The sequence below is a fragment of the Bradyrhizobium sp. WD16 genome, assembly GCF_024181725.1.
Taxonomy (GTDB): Bacteria; Pseudomonadota; Alphaproteobacteria; order Rhizobiales; family Xanthobacteraceae; genus Bradyrhizobium_A.
Genome location: NZ_CP028908.1, coordinates 5,480,084 through 5,500,586, shown reverse-complemented (window position 1 = coordinate 5,500,586; position 20,503 = coordinate 5,480,084). Strand labels below are relative to the sequence as shown.

The 20,503-nt window shown below is 66.4% G+C and carries 4 protein-coding genes; 2 read left to right on the top strand and 2 right to left on the bottom strand.

The features are described 5' to 3' along the window. Window positions 1-63: 63 nt before the first annotated feature. Window positions 64-12,732, top strand: a complete 12,669-nt coding sequence (locus DB459_RS25395; protein WP_253709538.1) for a filamentous haemagglutinin family protein — start codon at window positions 64-66, stop codon at window positions 12,730-12,732. A gap of 655 nt (window positions 12,733-13,387) precedes the next feature. On the opposite strand, the gene DB459_RS25390 is transcribed toward DB459_RS25395, so the two are convergent. Then, window positions 13,388-15,388, bottom strand: coding sequence for a substrate-binding domain-containing protein (locus DB459_RS25390; protein ID WP_253709535.1), 2,001 nt, complete (start codon window positions 15,386-15,388; stop codon window positions 13,388-13,390). 525 nt (window positions 15,389-15,913) lie between these two features. Next, window positions 15,914-17,767, bottom strand: a complete 1,854-nt coding sequence (locus DB459_RS25385) for a substrate-binding domain-containing protein (RefSeq protein ID WP_253709533.1) — start codon at window positions 17,765-17,767, stop codon at window positions 15,914-15,916. 417 nt (window positions 17,768-18,184) lie between these two features. Between DB459_RS25385 and DB459_RS25380 the strand changes: the two genes are divergently transcribed. Beyond that, the gene (locus tag DB459_RS25380; RefSeq protein ID WP_371927009.1) at window positions 18,185-20,368 is read left to right on the top strand and encodes a tetratricopeptide repeat protein; all 2,184 of its coding nucleotides are present in this window, start codon (window positions 18,185-18,187) and stop codon (window positions 20,366-20,368) included. Window positions 20,369-20,503: the final 135 nt, after the last annotated feature.

Genomic DNA, 20,503 nt, shown 5'->3' with positions numbered 1-20,503 from the left:
GCCGGCCGTCGTTGCGTGTCGTCGAGTTCATTTCCAATCACCTCATCGTTGGGAAGGCCCCGTATGCTGTCGTTCCGCCGTTCGAATTCGGCTTCGCGTCGCGCCTTGTTTCTCGCCGGGGTCAGCATCGTCGCGATGGCGGCGAGTTCGGGGGCGAGCGCGCATCGGTTCGGATACGCCAGCGGGTCCACAGCGACGACGGCCGCCACCAGCGCGGCGCTGGACGCGGCGCAGCAGGCGCAACAGGCGGCGCTGAACTCCCAGCAGTCGATGGCGCGAGCGACGCGGGCGATCCAGGCGCTGCAGGCCATGCAGAGCGCAGCGCGGGCGGTGGCGGCCGGCGCGCCAAGTTCGGTCCCGAACGGTCTTGTCACCGGCGGCCTCGTTCCGGACAGCGGGCTAAAGGCGCCCGGCGTCGCCAATCCCGTCACTACATGGACCGGTGCCAACACGCCGACCCAGACCACCAGCGGCGGCAAGACCACGATCAACATCGACCAGACGCGGCAGAATGCGCTGCTGAACTGGCAGACCTTCAATGTCGGCAAGGACACCACAGTCAATTTCAACCAGCAGGGCAATGCGAGCTGGTCGGCGCTCAACAAGATCGCGTCCACCGGCGTGCCGAGCCAGATCCTGGGCGCGATCAAGGCCGACGGCGCGGTCTACCTGATCAACCAGAACGGAATCATCTTTGGCGGCAGCAGCCAGGTCAACGTCCATACTTTGATCGCCTCGACGCTCGATCTCGGCACGACCCAGAGCAACAACAATTATCAGGTCTATCTGCAGAGCGGGCTGTTCTCGGGTACGATCCCCACAAACCTCGGCCTCACCGGAAAGGGTGCCGCGATCTTCAATCAGGGCAGCGGCGGCACCATCACGGTCGAGCCCGGCGCCATCGTCGACACTACCGGCAAGCTCACTTCCACCGGTGACGGCGGCTACGTGGCGCTGCTCGGCGCTGGCGGCGTCAGCAATGCAGGCACCATCACCACCCGGAACGGCCAGATCATCCTGGCCGCGGACAAGTCCGTCACCCTGATCACACCGCCGTCGAACGTCGTCGGAGTCAAGACGGCAATTCAGGTCCTCGCCGGCGGCGGCCCGGTGACCAACGAGTCCAATGGACTGCTCATCGCCAACGACGGCGCGGTGACGCTGGCGGGTGGTTCGATCAGCCAGCTCGGCGGCATCGTCGCCACCACCAGCACCACGCGCACCGGCTCGATCAGCCTGAACACGCTCTGCCTGCAAACCTGCGCGAGCGGTGCGGACGGCAATATCGTGCTCGGGTCGGCGAGCCTCACCGCGATCCTGCCGGACGAGACCAGCGGCACGCTGCCGACCGCGACCGTCAACTCCACCACGAACGCCAACGGCGCCAACAACGCGCCGTATTTCCAGACGGTGCTGCAGCCAAAGATCGACATCCAGGCGTTGGGTAGCGTCGACGTGCGGGGCAGCGGCGATGGCGGCGACGGCGCGCTGATCAAGGCGCCGAGCGCCGCGTTGACCGTCGGAGCAGGATACACGGTCCTGCTCGAGCAGGGCAGCACCATCGATCTCTCGGGGATCGCCGGCGTCACGCTGCCGATGTCGGTCAACCAGATCAGCATCCTTCTCACTGCCGCCGAGGTGGCGAATACCCCGCTTGCCAAAAGCCTGATCGGCAAGACCGTCACCATCGATGCGCGCCTCAGCGGCACCCGCGCCGACGGCCTGCAGTGGGTCGGCTCGCCGCTGCTCGACGCCGCCGGCTATGTCGGGTTGATCCCCCAGCGCATCGACCAGCTTCTCACCGCCGGTGGCAGCTTCAAAACCTCGGCGCAGAACGTCATCCAGCAGCCGGGCGCGGCGATTAATGTGTCGGGCGGCTATGTCCAGTACACCGGCGGCACCATCACCACCACTCGGCTGCGCGGTGCCGACGGGCGCATCGTCGACATCGGTAGCGCCGATCCCACCATGCGCTATGTCGGCCTTGCCGACGGTTTCACCGTCGAGCACAAGGTCAATGGCGCCGTCGACACGAAGTTGACCGAAGTCTATCTCAGTTGGGGCGGCGGCGGGGCGCGCTACGAGGCGGGCTATATCGCCGGCGCCGATGCCGGCTCCGTCAGCGTGGCGGCCATCAATCCGATCGTCAATGACATCATCGGCAATGTGGTCGCCGGCAATCGCCAGCGCGCACAGGCGGGATCGTCGAATATCGCGGTTTCCGACCGGATGCCGAGCGGCGCGTCGCTGAGCATCACCTTCGCCACCGGTACGTTTAACTATAGTGTGGTGCTGGAGCCGCAGGCGGATGCCGGGCCGGATCCGTATGGCCTGAGCGGCTTCAGCTTTGCCAATGCGTCCACCTGGATGCCGGTGCTCCGCAACGGCGTGTTCCCGATCTTTTCCGACGTGTTGTCGAGTGCCGCGCTCAACGCGATCTCCATCAAGAGTGCGTACCAGCTCAGCATGCCGGCGGATGCCTCGCTTGTCGTGCGGCCCGGCGGCAGCATCACGCTCGAGGGCGTCGCCAGGATCGACGGCGTGCTCAGCGCGCCGGCCGGCAAGATCAGCCTCACCGGCTTTACCTATGGCGGCGGGACCAGCGCGCCGATGCGGCCGCCGACGCCGGCGCTGGTGATCGGGCCGGATGCCGTGCTCGATGTGCGCGGCCTCTGGGTCAACGACAGCGGCCTGTCGCCGGATCAGCTCGAGGGCCGCGCCTATGTCAACGGCGGCAGCGTCAGCATCTCGACGCTGGCCGCCAGCAATGGGCCAGGCAAAGATGATGGCATCTTCACCGACGTCACCCAGAGCATCGTGTTGTCGCCCGGCAGCATCATCGATGTGTCGGGCGGCGGCTATGTCGACACCGCCGGCAAGCTCAAGACCGGGGCCGACGGCCTGCCGGTCGGCAAGGGCGGCAGCATCTCGCTGACGACTTACGCCGGCGGCTGGAGCCAACCAAGCAATATCGGAAATCTCTACAACGTTAGCCCCCATGGCGCGAATCCTGACGGCACTGTCAACCAGCCGAACCGGGCCAACATTCTGCTGGACGGCACCATCTATGCGCAGGGCTTCGATGGCGGCGGCACGCTGACGCTGACGGTGCCGACCATCGTCATCGATGGCGCCACAGCGGGAGTGACGTCCTACGTGTCCGGCGCGACAGCCGCCGCGATCGGGTTGCCGGCTGCCGATGTCGCCGTCTCGGATGCGAAGGCAGGCCAGATGGTGTTGCCGCCGGCGTTCTTCATCGACGGCTTCTCTCAATATGTTCTGAACGACACTTATGGCGGCACCACGGTCACCGCCGGCACGCAGGTGGTGCTGCGGCAGTCGACCGTCTTGCCCGCTGGCGGCGCAACGCAAATCCCGACCGGTGCGTTGGTGCGCGACTTCGCCTCCGTTGGCGTATTGCCTGATGGACTGCGCAAGCCGGTCAGCCTGACGCTGGATGGGACGAGCATTCTGTTCGATCGCGGCGCTGCCGTTGTCGCCGATCCGCAGGCCACGGTCACGCTGAGCGCGCTTGCGACCGCAAGCGTTCTCGGCAGAATCGTTGCGCCGGCGGGCACCATCAACGTATCGGGCGCGGAGGTACGGATCGGCGCGACCGCAGTGCTCGACGTCAGCGGGGTGTTCGTGCCCGATCCTCAGGTCGTCGCCTATTCGACCGGCAAGGTGCTCGGCGGCGGCTCCATCATGCTCAGCGCGCGGACCGGGGTGTTGGCGGCGGAGCCGGGGGCGCAGTTCGATCTGCAAGGTGCGGCTGTAACGGCGGCGAGCAACCTGATCCAGCTGCCGCAGGGTGGCTTCACGCAAGGCTTGTCGGGGCAGGCGGCGTGGAGCAATGGCGGCAATCTCCAGCTCTTCGGCACGATGATCTATTTTGCCGGGGCCGTCGATGCGGCCGGCGGCGCGCCGCTCGCGACCGGCGGCAGCCTGACCATTGGCAGCGTGGTTGGCACGGCGACCTCGCCGTCACCGAACACGATCGTGGTGGAGCCCGCCGGTATCGTCGCGGCGAACCTGCCGGCGGCAGGCGCGGCGGCCACGTCGGGGGCCTTCATCGGTGCCGACACGCTGAGCAACAGCGGCTTCGATTCCGTGACCCTGAACGCCGTTTCCGCCATCGCGTTCGGCGGTTCGGTCGATGTATCGGTCCCCGGCGCCTTGACCCTCAGTTCCCGCGGCGGAAACCTCGTGCTGTTGCCGGCGAGTACCGGCCTGCTGCCGTCAGGCGTCCACCTCGACGATTCGACGAACAACTTTGGGGTTGGCAGTTGTGGGGCGGATTGCATCTCGCGCATCGGCGGCGCCACCGTGAACCTCGATGCGGGCTATGTCCGGGTCGTCGGGAAAGTCGCCTTAGGCAACGGCTTCGTGCCTCCCAGCATCGCCGACGGTACCTTGAACGTCACCGCCCGATGGATCGACCTCCAGGGTGCGATTGCGCTCGACAACATCGTCAGCGCGAATTTCACCAGCGCCGCCGCCATCCGGCTGCTGCCTGACACTTATGGCTCTGTCACCAGCAGCGGTGGCGACGGGCGGTCGACCTTCGGCGGCGCGCTGGTCGCGCCGGGCAACCTGACGCTGCGGGCGGCCGAAATCTATCCCGTCAGCAACACCGACTTTCTTGTGATGTCGACCGGCACCCAGGCTTCCGCCAGCACGATCACCATCGCCCAGAACGGCGTCCCGACGGCGCCGCTCTCCGCCGGTGGTTCGCTCCTGTTCGATGCGCAGACCATCGTGCAGAACGGCACGCTGTGGGCGCCGCTCGGCAGCATTGTCCTCGGCATGCAGAGCGCCAGCCAGATTCCGCGCGCGGCGTTTGTCTTTCTGACCGGCTTTACCAATTACGTCGGGCCATTTGCGGTTACCCAGAGCGTCACCCTGGGCGCGGGCAGCCTGACCTCGGTGTCGGCCGCCGGCCTCGTCATTCCCGATGGCTACGCCGTCGATGGCACCACCTGGTATCAAGGTTCGCCCGGCAGCGACAACCTGCCGTCGGTGCTCACGGCGCCGCCGAGCAAATCGATCAGTATTTTCGGCACCAGCGTGGCGACCCGGTCCGGCGCTGTGCTTGACCTCAGCGGCGGCGGCGACATCTACGCCACCGAATATGTGGCCGGCACCGGCGGTACCCGCAATGTGCTCGCGACCTATCAGCAGAACCCGGCGACCGGCACCTACACGCCGACTTATTCTGACGGACGCCAGGTCTACGCCCTGGTCCCGACCAACCAGGCCGCTGTCGCGGCCTACGATCCCAATTTCGCCGCTGCGCCTTATTCGTCCGGCGTGAGCGCGCCGAGCGGGAGCAGCACCGGCAACAGCGTGACGTTCCCCAATGCGATCGTGCCGGGCCAGTCGGTGACCATCGCTGCCGGCAGCGGCATTCCGGCCGGCACCTATACGCTGCTGCCCGGCATGTATGCGACGCTGCCCGGTGCCTACCGGGTGGTGCAGGTAGCTGGCAACGTCAATCCGAACGTCACCGTGAGCTACACCGGTCCCGACGGCTCGCAATATGTCACCGGCACCCTCGGCAATGCGCTCACCGGCGCGCGGTCATCGCAGTCGGCTATCTTCCAGCTCCAGTCGCAGGCGGTCTGGTCGCAATATTCGCGGATCGACATCACCTCGGGCACGAGCTTCTTCCGTAGCCAGGCGCTCGCCGCCGGCAAGGCCCCGCCGCCTTTGCCGATCGACGGCGGCGCGCTGGTGCTCGGCGCCATCAAGTCGCTCGACCTCGCGGGCGCCAACCGATTTGCGCGGGGTGTGAGCGATCTGGCGCCGGGCCTCGCGGGCGGCGGCGGCCAGGTGCAGATCAGCGCTACCAACATCCTGGTCGCCGCGCCCGGGGCCGACGGGACGCTGCCGTCGAGCCCGGCCGGCTACCTTGTGCTCGACGCCGACCAGATCAGCAATCTGGGCGCGAGTGCCGTACTGATCGGCGGCACCGCCGCCGTCGTCAACGGCGTCGAAAGCATCACCGCCAGCGCCCTCAACCTCGAGATCGCCACCGATGCGGCGCATCCGCTGACCGCTCCGGAGCTTCTTCTGGTCTCGCTCGCCGGCGGCAGCGGCATCAAGGTCGATGCCGGCGCCGTCATCATGGCGGCCGGCGTGGTGCCCGGCGGCGCCGGTCGCGATATCTCGGTCGGAGCCGATCCCGTCGCGCAGTATGACAGCACAACCGGAAAGTTGACCGGATACACTGCGGGGATCAGCGGCGATGGCTCGCTGCTGCGCGTCTCGAACGGCACCACCGTGAATGTGACGCGCCACTATGTGCCGGGCCAATATACCGGCGCCGGTCCGAAGCCGGGCGGCACCACGGCGCAGGGAGCGTTCTCGATCGGCGCCGGCGCTGTTATCGACGGCGGTAACGCCCTGACGCTGGACACCAGCGGCAGCGGCGCGCTCGCCTCGAGCGCGATCTTGAAAGCGGCGAACTACGACGTCGCCGGCTCGGTCATCAACATCGGCGGCGGCAGCTCCGGCGTGGTGCTGGGCCCGGCGGTGCTCGCAGGATTCGCCGATGCGGTCTCGGTTCGCCTGCGCAGCGCGTCGGTGGTCAATCTCTACGACGCCGGCGGGCTGCGGATCGGCGACGCAGCGCACCCCATCGGCAGGCTGACCTTCGACAGCGCCGGGCTGTACGGCCAGGGCGGCAGCACCACCGTCAATGCCCGCAACATCGATCTCGCCAACAGCCGCGGCGTCACCGGCACCGGCATCGCCGCCGCCGGCGGCACCCTGACGCTCGAGGCCTCGGATACCATCACCGGGGATATCGGCGCCAAGAGCCTGCGGGGCTTCGGCCAGATTGATCTCGTTGCCGGCCAGGCCATTGCGTTCAGCGGCTCCGGCGGCCTCGATGCCGGAACGGCGAACATGGCGCTGTCCGCCCCGGTCATCCTGGTCAATGGCGGCGCGACGCAGTCGCTCGCGACATCGGGGAGTGTCACCCTGGTCACCGCCGCGGGGACCGCTCCCGCCAACCCCGCCACCAATATCGGCGGCGCGCTCGCCGTCACCGCCGCGTCGATCACCGACACCGCGATCATTCGGGCGCTGTCCGGCAACGTCAGCCTCACCGCGACGGCAGGCGACGTCGTGCTCGGCGCGGGAGCTATCATCGATGCCTCCGGCTCGCGCATCGCTGTCCTCGACATTATCGAGGACACGCCGGGCGGCAATGTGCGGATCACTTCGGCCACCGGCAACGTGACCATTGGCCAGGGCGCGACCGTCAGCGTCGCGGCTGCCGGTAACGGCTTCGCCGGGGCGCTGTCCGTCCTGGCCGCGAAAAATGCGGCGCTTGACGGCACCCTCGACGGCCATGCCGCCTACAACGATCTCGGCGGCGATTTCGTGCTCCAGGCCGGCAGCAGGTCCGGCGCGCTGCCGTTGACCAGCGGCTTCACCGGCGGCTTCGCGGTGCGCCTCGGTCGCGGCGACATCACCATCGCGGCCGGCCAGACCCTCGTCTCCGGCAAGGTGCTGCTGGTCACCAGCAGCGGCAGCGTCACCGTCGACGGCACCATCGATGCGAGCGGACCGAGCGGCGGCCAGATCGCGCTCTACGGTGCCGGCGTGACGAAGTTCGACGCGCACGGCGTACCGACCAGCACCGACGGCGGCGTGAACATCAATTCGACTGCCGTCCTGCGGGCGGCGTTCCTTGCCGACGATGCGAAGGATCCCGCTTCGGGCAGCGGCACCGCGAACCAGGCGCAGAACGGCGGCACCATCACGCTCGGCACCACCGGTACGCCGGATGCAAATGGCGCGACCGACGCCACCTACGGCTACGAGAAGGTCGTGACCTCGGGCAAGATCACCGTCGCCGCGGGCGCCATCCTCGATGTCGGCGGCGGTCCCAACGGCGCTGGCGGCACCATCAATTTGCGCGCGCCGATCCTCGCCGACAAGAGCGTCAACATCAGCTTCGACGGCACGGTCAAGGGCACGGCCGACGCCAGCGGCCATCCGAGCGGTAACGGCGTGGTGCTCAACGCCTATGCGCTCTGGAGCACCAACGATCCGGTCACCGATCCGACCAGGCACTTCGACGGCGTCGTCGATCCGGCCGGCTGGTTCGCGAGTGGCCAGAAAAAGGCGGACGGCACCTGGGTCGTCCCCATGGTCGACGGGACCTGGCACGATGTCATCAACGGCGTCGACACCGTCATCGCCACCCAGAGCGGCGGGGTGCGCACGCCGGTCGCCGGCATCACCGACAGCAATACCGGTTTGTTCGTGCCGAACGCGGTGAACACGAACCACGAAACGTTCTACCAGACGACGCTGCTGGGGTTCGTGCAGACGTTCGATCTGACCAATGCCGGCAGCTTTGCCGGTATCCCGAATGTCCACCTGCGGCCCGGGATTGACCTGAGCAATCCGCGCGCCGACGTCAACAACGGCAACATCACCGTCGCCAGCAACTGGAATCTGGGCTCCGGCGTGACCGACAGCTCAGGAAAGACCACGCTCAACTATCGCACCGCCACGGGCGAGCCCGGAAGCCTGGCGCTGCGCGCGCTCAACAACGTGGTGATCAACGCCACCATCAGCGACGGCTTTTATCTGCCCTATACGCCACCGCCGGTGGTGAGCGGCGCGGCGAGCGCCTACGCCAACGAAACCGCGTCGCCAACCTACGCCGCCTATGAAAGTCTGTTCAGCGGCGGCGTGCTGATTTACAGCGGAACCGTCTTCGACGCCGTCGCCCTCAACGATGGAAGCTTCACCACGGTTTCCCGTGCTGGCGCAGCGTTCTTCAATATCCCGGGTGTGTACGACGTCACAGACGACGTCTTCAATGCGCTGCAATTCCATTTGCAGAAGCCGAGCAACATCGCCAGCCTGACTGGCGATACCCAGGTGATCGACCAATACAACCAGTTCTATATTCAATACGTCAACATGTATCACGCCTACGAAGCCGAGATCGTTGCGACGAATACCGTTGCCGGCACCAGTCAGGATGTCGGCCTTTCCCCTGGTTTTGGCGGCTATCTCTCCAATGCCGACGTTGCGCGCTACGTTGAGCAACTGGTAGGAGCAGGAGGAGTGGTGCTGCCGCCAACTATCCCTAGGGCTCCGACGGCAACGACCCTGTACTACGACATCGCCCATTCGGCGAGCGGAAACGACTACGCATCGGCGTGGGCAAGCTATTTCTTCGGTGTCATCGATGCGAACTTTCGAAATCAATCTGCGGCGCTTCAGGTCGGAGTTGGATCACTTTCCAAGACCTTGAATGGCAAGCCGCAGACGCTCGGCAACGTCGCCGGTATCGACGGTCCGTTCTGCCTTGTTTGCTATGCGGTGGCGCCGCCGTCCGCGCCGCCCGCCTATACGATGCTGTTCGCGGACACATATGTGGCGGCGCCAGCGCCAGCACCGGCGCCGCAACCGCCGGCCGATCTGATCGCCAACAATCCGGCGATATTCAACGGATCAGCGGTGTACAACACCACGGCGGCCACGCCGCTGATGCCGGTGGCTTTCGCCGGCAGCAAAGGTTCCTTCTCCTATGACTTCGTCGCTGGCGCGGATTTCGGTGGCGCCACCGGTACGGTCGCCACCGGCGCCCCTTCGGTCGATCCCAACGCGGTCGTGTCGTTGACCGCGCCCGTCGCCGCGACAAACCCGGTCGGCAGCGTTACCATCGACGGCCACACCTCCTATCAGGACACCATCGCCTACAGCCCCCAGCCGTTGACCGTCGACATCCCGACTTTGGTGCGCACCGGCACCGGCTCCATCACCATCGCGGCGGCCGGCGATGTCGAACTGCGCGACCAGGTCGCGCCGGGCGCGGTCTATACCGCCGGCGCCGCTACGGCGATGCCGGCGGACTTCAGGGCGCCGACGGTGCCATCGTACTATACGAGCAATCCGAATGGCCTTGTCAGCACGCCGGCCTGGGGCACTGGCGGCGGTGCGGTCACGGTCACGGCTGGCGGCTCCATCATCGGCATCGAGATGCCGACCGATTCCGACGGCAGCCGGACCGGCATTGCCGGCGCCTCGACCGGCCAGATATGGAGCGACTGGTACGTCCACTACGGCAAATCGAACGGCAGCGCGACGCCGTTCGCGGACTGCGCATCCGCGAGTTCGGTGGCCTGCCAGACCGCGGCCTGGATCAACTACGCCACCTTCTTCCAGGGTTTCGGAGCGCTCGGCGGCGGCAACATCGCGCTGTCGGCCGGCGCCGACATCGTCGATGTCGGCGCGTCGCTGCCGGAAACATTGGTCGTGAGCGGCGGGACCGGGGCCCGTGATGCGAAAGGCAATCTGATCGGACCGGCGGCGACCTACTACGGCGGCGGCAACCTCAGCGTCAGCGCCGGCGGCGATCTCTTGAGCAGCGATTTCCTGGTCGGCCGCGGCGCCGGTGTCATCCGGGTGGGCGGGGTGGTCCAGGCCACCACCAGCAATCCGCTTAACCAGGACAAGCCGACCCTCGGGATCACGACGAACACGTCGGGTCAGGTCGTCGGCTTGTATGCGCTGCCGCTGCTGCTGGCGGTGCAGGACGGCTTCATCACCTTGGCCGCCCGTGGCTCGGTGACGCTCGGCAACGTCTACGATCCGGCGTCGCTGCCGCTCGACAACGCGGTGCGGACGAGAGGTCAAGCTCTGCCTGGTGCTGGTGCAAAGAACGATAATCCGACCTGGAGCAATCTGTTCACCAGCTATGGAGAGGGCAGCGGGATTGCGTTGACCAGTGTCATGGGCGATGTGACGGCCCTGACCGTCGCCCCGTCGTCGATCGCCGGGCTCTTTGTGCACAATCCTGGTGTGCAGGAGGTCGGCGGTAGTGCGAAATCCACCACGATCGGGCTGATGCTGCCGGCCACGCTGGACCTGACGGCGCTCAGCGGCGACATCGTCTTCAACAGCGGCGGAGCGGCCGGCGGCGGCGTCGGAAACGCCAACCTGCTGCCGTATCCGACCTGGACCGGAAGCGACACCGGCACCGTCAGCATGGTCGCAGCCGGATCCATTGCCCTCGGGGCGGGCCTTGTGATGCCCGATCTCAGCGCGTCGATCACGCAGTATCTTGGCGCAAGCGGCAACATCACCGACTACGCCAACTACATCAGCCCGCTCGGGGTGCCGTTGCCCACTTTGACCCAGGCGCTGCATGCGAACGATCCCGCGCCCGTCGTCATCGCGGCCGGCCAGGATATCCATGCCGTCAACCCCGCCACCAACCTTACCGCCAGTCTGACGCTGATCAAGCCGGCGCAGATCGAGGCTGGCAACAACATCTATGCGGCGATAGCTCAGGGCGGAGGGCTCGCGACGACGAGCAACGGCGTCCAGGCAGCCAGCCTCAAGTTCATCGGCCAGAACAACAATCCGGACGACATCACCAGCATCGTCGCCGGCAACGACCTGGTAGGCGGCTCCTATGCGTTGTACGGCCCCGGCACCTTCGTGGTGCAGGCCGGGCATGATTTGGGTCCGTTCACGACCGTGGCGAATGGCATCGCGACCATCGGCAACGGCAGCGCGGTCGGCGACACGTTCGGCGGGCCGGCCGTCAAGCCTTATCTGCCGGCGCAGGGCGCCGAGATCGACCTGCTGTTCGGCGTCAGGCCCGGCATCGATTACGCGGCGGCAATCACCCGATATGTCGATCCGGCCAACGCCGGCGCTGGCGGCATCGATTTTCTCGCCGACATCGCCGCCGTTCTCGGCCAGCCACGGGATCAGGCCTGGGCCACTTTCCAGGGCCTGTCGCCGGCGCGGCAACGCCTGCTGGTCAACCGCGCCTTTCTCGAATTTCTCTTCGAGGTGGCGCACGACTACAAGAATTCGTCGAGCCCGTATTATGCGCAATACAGCCGCGCCTATACGGCGATTGCCACGCTGTTCCCGGCCGGCTCCGGCTACACCGACAACGGCGCGAGCAGCGGCGGCGGCGCGGCCGTGAAGCTGCCGACCGGCAAACTCAACGTCGCCGCGTCCCTGCTTGAGACCCAGATGGGCGGCGACATCAACATCCTGGGGCCGGGCGGCGGCATCACCGTCGGCCACACCTCGCTCGACACGCTCGCGCCGAACCAGGAGGGCATCCTGACGCTCGCCGGCGGCGCCATTCGCGGCTTCGCCGACGACTCGGTTCTGCTGAACCAGAGCCGGATCATGACCCTGCAGGGCGGCGACATCGGGCTGTTCACTGCCAATGGCGACATCAACGCCGGCGCGGGACCGAAGACCTACGTCTCCAGTCCGGCGGTCAGCGAAGTCTGCACCGTCAATGGCTACTGTTACACCAGTCCGCAGGGGCTGGTCACCGGCGCCGGCATCGCCGCGCTGGTCACGCTGCCCGGCCAGGATCCGAAGAAGAGCAACGTCACGCTGGTCGCGCCCCATGGCACCATCGACGTCGGTTCGGCCGGTCTGCGCGGCAATGACATCACGCTGGTGGCGCAGATCGTGCTCAACGCCTTCAACATCCAGGCCAGCGGCACGGTGACGGGCCTCACCTTTACCCAGACGCCCAACGTTGCGCTGACGACCAATTCCAACGTCACCGCCGCCACGCAGCAGACCGGCCTGCCGGCGCAGAACCGACCCAACGAGCAGCCCTCCGTCATCATCGTCGAGGTGGTGGGCTATGGTGGCGGCGACGCCGGCACATCGAACAGCGGCGAGGATCAAAGCCGCCGTCGCGGACAGGGGCAGTAGTCGTCGCGAACCCATTCGATCGCGCCGTTTTGCCGAAACATCGCCGCTGCTAGTGTCCCGTTTCCAACGTTCGTATTCCTTTGCAGCAGGCGCTTCTACGAACGTTGGAAACAAGGGGGCACTAGCATCATTATGATTCTAGTGTCCCGTCTCCGAATTACCGCTACGTTTGCCTCGCGCTCGCACGGTCATTCGGAGACATAGGGACACTAGCAAAATCAAAGTGCTAGTGTGGCTTATGTCTCGCAATTGCCTACAGGGGCTTGCCGCAAAGGGCATAGGCAATTGCGAGACGCCACACTAGTGCGGTTTTGGATCCGACGCACGTATGACGAACTCGCTGCAATACTGAAACGAGCGTCAGATCCACCGCACCAGGCACGTCGCTCTGGTTTCTTCTCCGTCGGTGTCGGGCGTCTCCCGGCCATCCCGATCAGGGAGGCACGGCCTTTCGATCGGGGGCAGTAAGGCACTGCGACCCTGATCGAGGTCAGTGGGACAGGCCCGGTGACGACGAAGTGAAAAGTCGAAAATGGCCCCCGCGAACCATCGATGAAAAAAAAACGGCCGGGCCTCGATCGAGGGCCGGCCGCTGCCGTCTGTTGTCGTTCTCAGGTCATGATCCGGCTTGACCGGATCGCGATCTCCGCTCGCGTTACAACGCGCCGCCGGTGACGCCCTGGCAGCCGTCGGTCTGCGCGCCCGACGTGCCGGAGGCCGCGATCGCGCTCGGCAGGCCGCCCACCGTGCTCGGTTTCAGATAGGCGCGCAGCACGTTGCTGGCCCAGGCGCCGTCGAGCTCGTGGAAGCCATTGTTGCGGATCACCCGGGCGACGTTCGGATCGTAGCCGGGGGAGCTGGCATTCGAGGTCGCCGGATTGTAGGGCGGCAATGCGGCGAGCGATCCGCCGAACAGCCAGGCCAGCCAGTTCTTCAGGGCGGGCACCCGCGTGCCGGCGGCATCGCTGTAGCAGCTGTAGACGTTGATGAAGCTCGCGCCAGTGAGCGGGTAGTCGACCTCCGACTGGAGCGGAAGGCCGATGACAGACAGGCCGTCATAGGCCACGCCGCCCACCATGGTTCCGGCGGGATAGAGCTGCGCATAGATGTTCCAGGCATCGTAGCCGCTGGTCAGCGCCGGGGCCGAGAGCCCCTGGAAGGCCTGTGCGGCGTTGCCCGGCGTCGGCGCGGCGAAGTTATGCGCCACGCCGTCGAAGCCGGTCTGGCCCGGATGATGGACACCGAGGAGGCGCAGCGCCTCGTTCTGGATGCTGGCTGACAGCGGGGCCGGGGCGGAGAATGTGGCACCGCCGATTTCCTCGGTCACGGTCGTCGCGTAGGGCTGAATGAAATCGGCGCTGAGATAGCCGATCCGGCCGGCGAGGAGGGCGCCCGTTCCGATCTTGAGCGCTTGCTGGTTGCTGCCTTCCGCGCCGATCCAGCGGGGATCGGGCCGGTCCTCGTCGTCGTCGACGTCGTACGGATCATGGTGCTCATGATCGGCGGCGCCCTTCACCGCCTTGATGTTGTCGAGCAGGTTGGAGAACATGCTGGACGGCAGGTTGGCCGTCGTCGCGACGCCGCCGCCGCGGGTGATGCCGACGCCGGTGAAGATCTGCTTGTACTTGGAGGTGCCGGTGGGGTCGAGCAGCGGGCAGACGTTGGCGAGATAGTTGGTGAGGATGTAGCTCGCACCGGCGTCGTCGGCGCGGTAGACCACCTTGATCGGCAGGCGGCCGCTGGTATAGGCGACCGGGGTCAGGGTGCCGTTGGTGTTGTCGTCATAGAAGTGCTGGAACTGCTGCACGCCGTTCGCATCGAGATAGGGGATCAGGCTCGAGGTGTCGTGCCAGTCGGTCACCGTGGCCGAGAAGATCGCGCAGAGCTGCGCCGCGGAGAGCTGGATCGCGCCGCCGGCTTGGGTGTTCGGCGACAGCGCCGACTGGTTGGTCCAGGTCACGCCGCCGACCGAGTTCGCGGTGTTCACCGCGATGGCGATCGGGACTTCCATCACCGGGATCTGGATCGGTGCGCCGACGGCCGCGGTGCTGAAGCTCGCCGTCGCGCTGGTTTTCGCGGCGATCAGCTGCGAGGTCTGCCAGTTGGTCGACGGCACGAAGCTGCCGAACGAGATCGTGGTCAGGCCGGCGACGGGGCTCGCCAGCGGTGCGTCGCTGGTGGCGAAATCGAGCCGCGGATACGGATAGCTCGAGAAATTGGCGTTGGCGATGTCGCGGTACGGCGGCTTGGCCGAGGGCTTGCGCACGATCGCCGGCGCCGTGGCCGGGCTGCCGCGGAACAGCTGCCGCGCATCGTCGGCGATGTAGGCGCGCTGGCCGTTGCCGGACCCGACGGCGGCGAACAGCCCCTCGACCGTGGTGGAGAACATCGTGCAGCTCGTCGGCAGCAGGTTCGGACTCGGCGTTCCCGTCGAGAAGCTCGGCGAGAACGTCTGGCCGTCATTGGCGAGCGTGGTGCCGGCATAGCAGTCGAAGATCTGCCGCAGCGCCAGCGACGACAGCGTGCTGCCGCCGCCATACAGTCCGGTCGAGATCTGCGCCGCGGCCGGCTTCTGACTTCCGATCACGGCGACGGCCGACAGCACGACCAGCGAGGTCGTGCCCAGCAGGCGTCCGGCAAAGGATTTCGTCTTCATGTTGATACTTCCCTGTTTCACGATGTGATGCGGCGTCGCGCGGCCCGTCCATGGGCCCGGGACCGAAAAGATCTTGTTCGATGCGATGAATTGGAGGCGATGAAAAAGACCTTCGGGGAAGTCCGGGACGGGCGGCGGCAAGACGCGCAGGGCCGAACGGCCCCGTGCGCCGTATCAATGATGACGCCGGTGCAGTGACTCACATGTCTTAGACAATTCGAGTGGGCGCGAAGCGCAGCGGCTTTCGCGTTATTTTTTGCAGCACGTAGGGCGCGGTGTCTCCCTGATCGAGGTCGATAGCAACTCGGCGGAGCCGAGTTGCGACCTTCTTGAATGTCGCAAGTGGGATAGATCGCGACTTGCGATGACAAGCCCGGTGACGGCGGTGGGTGGCGAAGCGTTTCCTGGAAAACACCCGCACAAAAAGAAGCCGGGCGCCTCGATCGAGGCGCCCGGCCGGGTCACGCGTTCAATGTCGCCTCGTCCCGACGCAATCGAGATTGCGTTTGTCGCGGCGGCGAGGGCCTAGAGGGCGCCACCGGTGACGCTTGCGCATCCCTTGGTGCCGGTGCCCGATGCGGGCGCAGCGGAGATGAGGCCGTTAGCGGCGATCGCCAGGTACTGGGCGACAATGTTTGTCTTGTAGCTGACCGGGATGTGGTGGAAGCCGTTGTTCTGGATCACTTGCGAGACCTTCGCATCGTAATTGGGGTCGGTCGAATCGGCCCCCTTGATGTACCAGTTCAGGAAGTTCTTGAGATTGGTCACACGCGCTGTGTCGGTCTGCACGCTGTAGCAGCTATAGAGGGCGAGGAAGGTGGTGCCGCTGAGCGGATAGGCGGCCGCCACGTTGGTGAGCGGCAACACCGACAGACCAGACACGTTCACGCCGCCCTGGGTCACCGTGCCGGTGAAGGTGTTGTTGTAGATGTTGTAGTCGGCCCAGGTCCAGGTGGTGGCCGGCGCCTGCAGCCTGGTGTCGCTCCACGCGGCGTCGGCGGCAGCCGGCGTCGGCGCAACGAACGTCAGGCTTGTGGACGTGTTCGGGATGGCGGTGCCGGCGATGCGCAACTGCTCGTTCTGCAGGGAGGCTGCATCCGGCGCAACTGCGGCGATGGCGTAGGGTTTGGTGAAGTCGGCGCTGACGTAGCCGATGCGGCCCGCCTGCGTGGAGGTGATGCCGACAGCGGCTTGAACGCCGCCGCTGCCGCTTGCGCCGACCCAGGCGCCCGCAACGGTCGTGGCCGGTGTCCAGGGCCCGTTGCCGCGGGCGGCCTGGATGTTGGTGACGAGGTCGGCGAAGCCGTTGCTGGGGAGCGTCTTGGTTCCGGTGCTGAAGATCGACTTGTACTTGTAGGTGTCGTTGGGATCGAGCAGCGGACAGACGGCCTTCAGGTAGTTGGTCAGGATGAAGCTGGTGCCGCTGCCGTCCGTGCGGAACACCACCCGGATCGGCAGGGAGGCGTTCGCGTAGGGCTGGGCCGCGCTGATGCCGTTGCCGACGTTCGCATAGTAGAAGTTCGCGGTCTTTTGCGCGCCGGTGCTGTCGAGGTAGGGGATGGTGGCGGTGCTGTTCCAGTCGGTCACCAGGCCCGAGAAGATCGCGCACATCTGGCCTTCGGTGAGCTGGATGGCGCCGCCACCCACGATGTTGCCGCCGGACTTGATCTGCGAGTTGATCTGGAGCGAGGTGCTCTGGACGTTGATCGGGATCGCGACGTTGACTTCGAACGCCGGGATCTGGATCGGGTTGCCGTAGGTGCCGGTGCTGTAGGTGACCACGGAGCTACCGCTCGCGGTGACCGCGGAGGTCGCCGTCCAGTTGTTCGTCGGCGTGAAGCTGATCGACGTCGTGGTGAGGGCCGCGAGGGTTGCGGCCAGCGGCGAGTCCGACAGGCCGATGTCGACGCGCGGATAGGGATAGCTGCCGAAATTGGTCGAATTGGCGCTGTCGATGTATGGCGGCTGGCTGGCGGGGAACGGCGGAGCGATCGTGGTCACAGGCGTTACCGTGCCGCCGTACCACTGCGCCGGATTGTTGCTGATGAAGCCACGGAAGCCGTTGCCGGAGCCGACGCCGGCATACATGCCCTGCACCGTCGACGCCACCGTGCAGGTGGACGGCAACAAGCCCGGGGTCGGCGTCGCGGCATTGAAGCTGGACGAGAAGCTGAAGCCGTCGCCGCCGACGGTGGCGCCCGTATAGCAGTTGAAGATCTGGCGGAAGGCTTCCGAGGCGAGCGTGCTGCCGCCGACGTAGATGCCCTTGTTGGCTGCCGCGCTCGCGGGCGCGCCCGACGATGCAAGGAAGGCCGCGGCTGTCAGTGCAAGCACCGAAGCGGTGCCGAGCAGGTCTCTGGTAGACGATTGCATTCTCATTGCGCTGGTCCTGTGGGGTTGTATCAGCGGCGTTGCTTCGCCGTCATCCCGACGTCACGAGTTCGCCAAGGAATTGCAAGATAAGCGAACGTATTATTGTCATTCGTCCGGAATCCAGTGAGGTGGATTCAAGAAGAGTACAAGTAGTTCGTGTGTCGAAGGGATGTCGCCGTCGCCGGTGATTGGCTCACGTCTAATAGACAACTGAACAATCGGCATCGCGCAGAGAATATTTTCGAGTGTGATCTGAAAAAAATCTTGGCAGTACGATCAGTGATGATTTATCAATCGCCGCAAGTCTGATGCGGTCCGACGGCACGACCAACGCGGGATTTCGTTTCAAACGGAGCCTCCCACATGAAAGACAATTCGGGCGGGCGACTCGCGATACGCGCGGAGCATGGCGGCCATGCAATCATGGCGCGACAGGTGCCGCCATCATCCGCCAAGGCCTCTGCAGGTCATGATCTTGTGCCCGCGAACGGAGGCGAGCGCCCGTCGGCCGATTTGAAACGTGCGCGGGACTTGCATCAGCAGGGCATCGCGCACGCGCGGCAGGATCGCTGGCGCCAGGCGCTGCGCGCATTCGGCGAAGCGGCGCGGCTCGCGCCGGACCAGCCGGCCTTCAATTACTGCAAAGGCGTCGCGCTGTGCCGGTTCGATCGTTTCGAGGAGGCGCGCGAGGCGTTCATGGCGGAAGTCAGGGTGACGCCGACCCATGCGCCGGCGCTGGCCGAGATCGGCACGTGTCTCGCGCGCGTCGGCCGCGCCCGCGACGGCATTCCCTACCTTCAGGAGGGTCTGCGCCTGCTGCCCAACATGCCGCTCGCGCAATACAGTCTCGGCCTCGCGCTGTTGACCGAGAGCCGCCGCAGCGAGGCGCTCGCGGCGCTCGACAGGGCGCTGGCGCTGGACGCCGGCTATGCGGAGGCCTATCGCACCCGCGGCCTTGCCCATGTGATGGATGGCCAGTTCGACAAGGCCGTCGACGATCTCCGCGCCGCCTCCACCATCGACAGCCAGAACTACAAGGCGATCCTCGAGCTCGGCATGAATTTCGGCGCTGCGGAGCGCAACCAGCAGGCGGCGCGGCTGTTCGAGCTCGCCGCCGAAAGCGCGCCGAACGTCGCATTGCCGCAATATCTCTACGGCCACTTCCTGATCAATCATCGCCAGTTCGAGCGCGGGCTCGGCTATATCGATCGCGCGCTCGCGCTCGATCCGCTGCAGGCCGAGCATCATGTCGGGCGCGGCTTCGGATTCCTCGGGCAGGGCCGCGTCGAGGACGCGGTCGCTGCCTATCGGCGCGCCGGCGAGCTCGATCCCGCCAATGCCGCGGTCGCGGGCACGCTGTTGTTCGCGCTCCAGCACAAGCCCGGCGTCACGCGCGAGGAGCTGCTGCGCGAGCACAAGCGGTGGGGACTGCTGTATCGGCCGGGCGCGCCGGCGGATCGGCTCGCGTTCCCGAACACGCCGGACGTCGCGCGCAAGCCGCGGCTCGGCCTGGTATCGGCGGACCTGCATCGGCACGCGGTGGCGTTCCTCACCCTGCGCGCCTTCGAAGCGCTTGCAGCGCTCGGCTACGAGATCGTCTGCTACAACACCGACAACAAGCGGCTGAACGACGATTTCAGCGATCGCTACAAGGCAATCGCGGCCGACTGGCGCGACGTGTCGGGGATCGATGATGGGGCGCTGGCGCGGCGGATCACCGATGATCGCATCGATGTCCTGTTCGATCTCGCCGGCCACACCACCGGCAACCGCCTCTCGCTGTTCGCCACGCGCGCGGCGCCGATCCAGCTCGGCTGGGCCGGCTATGTCGGCACGGTGGGGCTCGATACGTATGACGGCCTGATCGCCGATCCGGTGGAAATTCCACCGGAGCATGACCATACGTATCTGGAGCGGCCGATCCGGCTGCCGGATTGCTATGTCTGCTATCACCCGCCCGCCGATGCGCCGGACGTGCCGCCGCTGCCGAGCGCGACCGGCGGCCGCTTCACCTTCGGATGCTTCAACCGGCCCGCGAAGCTCAACACCGAGGTCGGCAAGGCCTGGGCGCGGATTCTCGATGAGGTGCCGGACTCGCGCGTCCTGATGGTCTATGGCGGTCTCGGCGAGGCCAGCACCCGCGACGCCGTCTACGGCGTGCTCGCGCGCGGCGGCGTGCCGCGCGAGCGCGTCGAGCTGGTCGGCGAAACCGAACAGACGAAGCTGCTGCAGGCCTATGGCGAGGTCGACCTGGCGCTCGATCCATTTCCCTACTCGGCAGGCGTCACCACGCTCGAGGCGATGTGGATGGGCGTGCCGACCGTGACCTTCGTCGGCGACACCTTCGCCGGCCGTCACGCGGCGACGCATCTGATCGCCGCGGGGCTCGATGGCTTCTGCACGGCGAGCGTCGACGACTACGTCGCCATGGCGGTCGAGTGGACGCGCCGGCGCGACGAGCTCGCTGACCTGCGCCGCGGTCTGCGCGCACGAGTCGCGGCCTCGCCGCTGTGCGACGCGCCGCGCTTCGCCGACAATCTCTCGCGCGAGCTGATGCGGCTGTGGACCGAATGGTGCGGGGCGCGCAGTGCGCGCTCGGCGGCGTAGTTCATCGCTTCTCCCGTCGTCGTCGCCGGGCTTGTCCCGGTGACCCCGGGTCGGAAGGCGCTGCGTCCGTGATCGGAAACGGGATATGCCCGGCCATGACAGAGAAAACCGGATATCGCTGAAGAAGAAGGGACC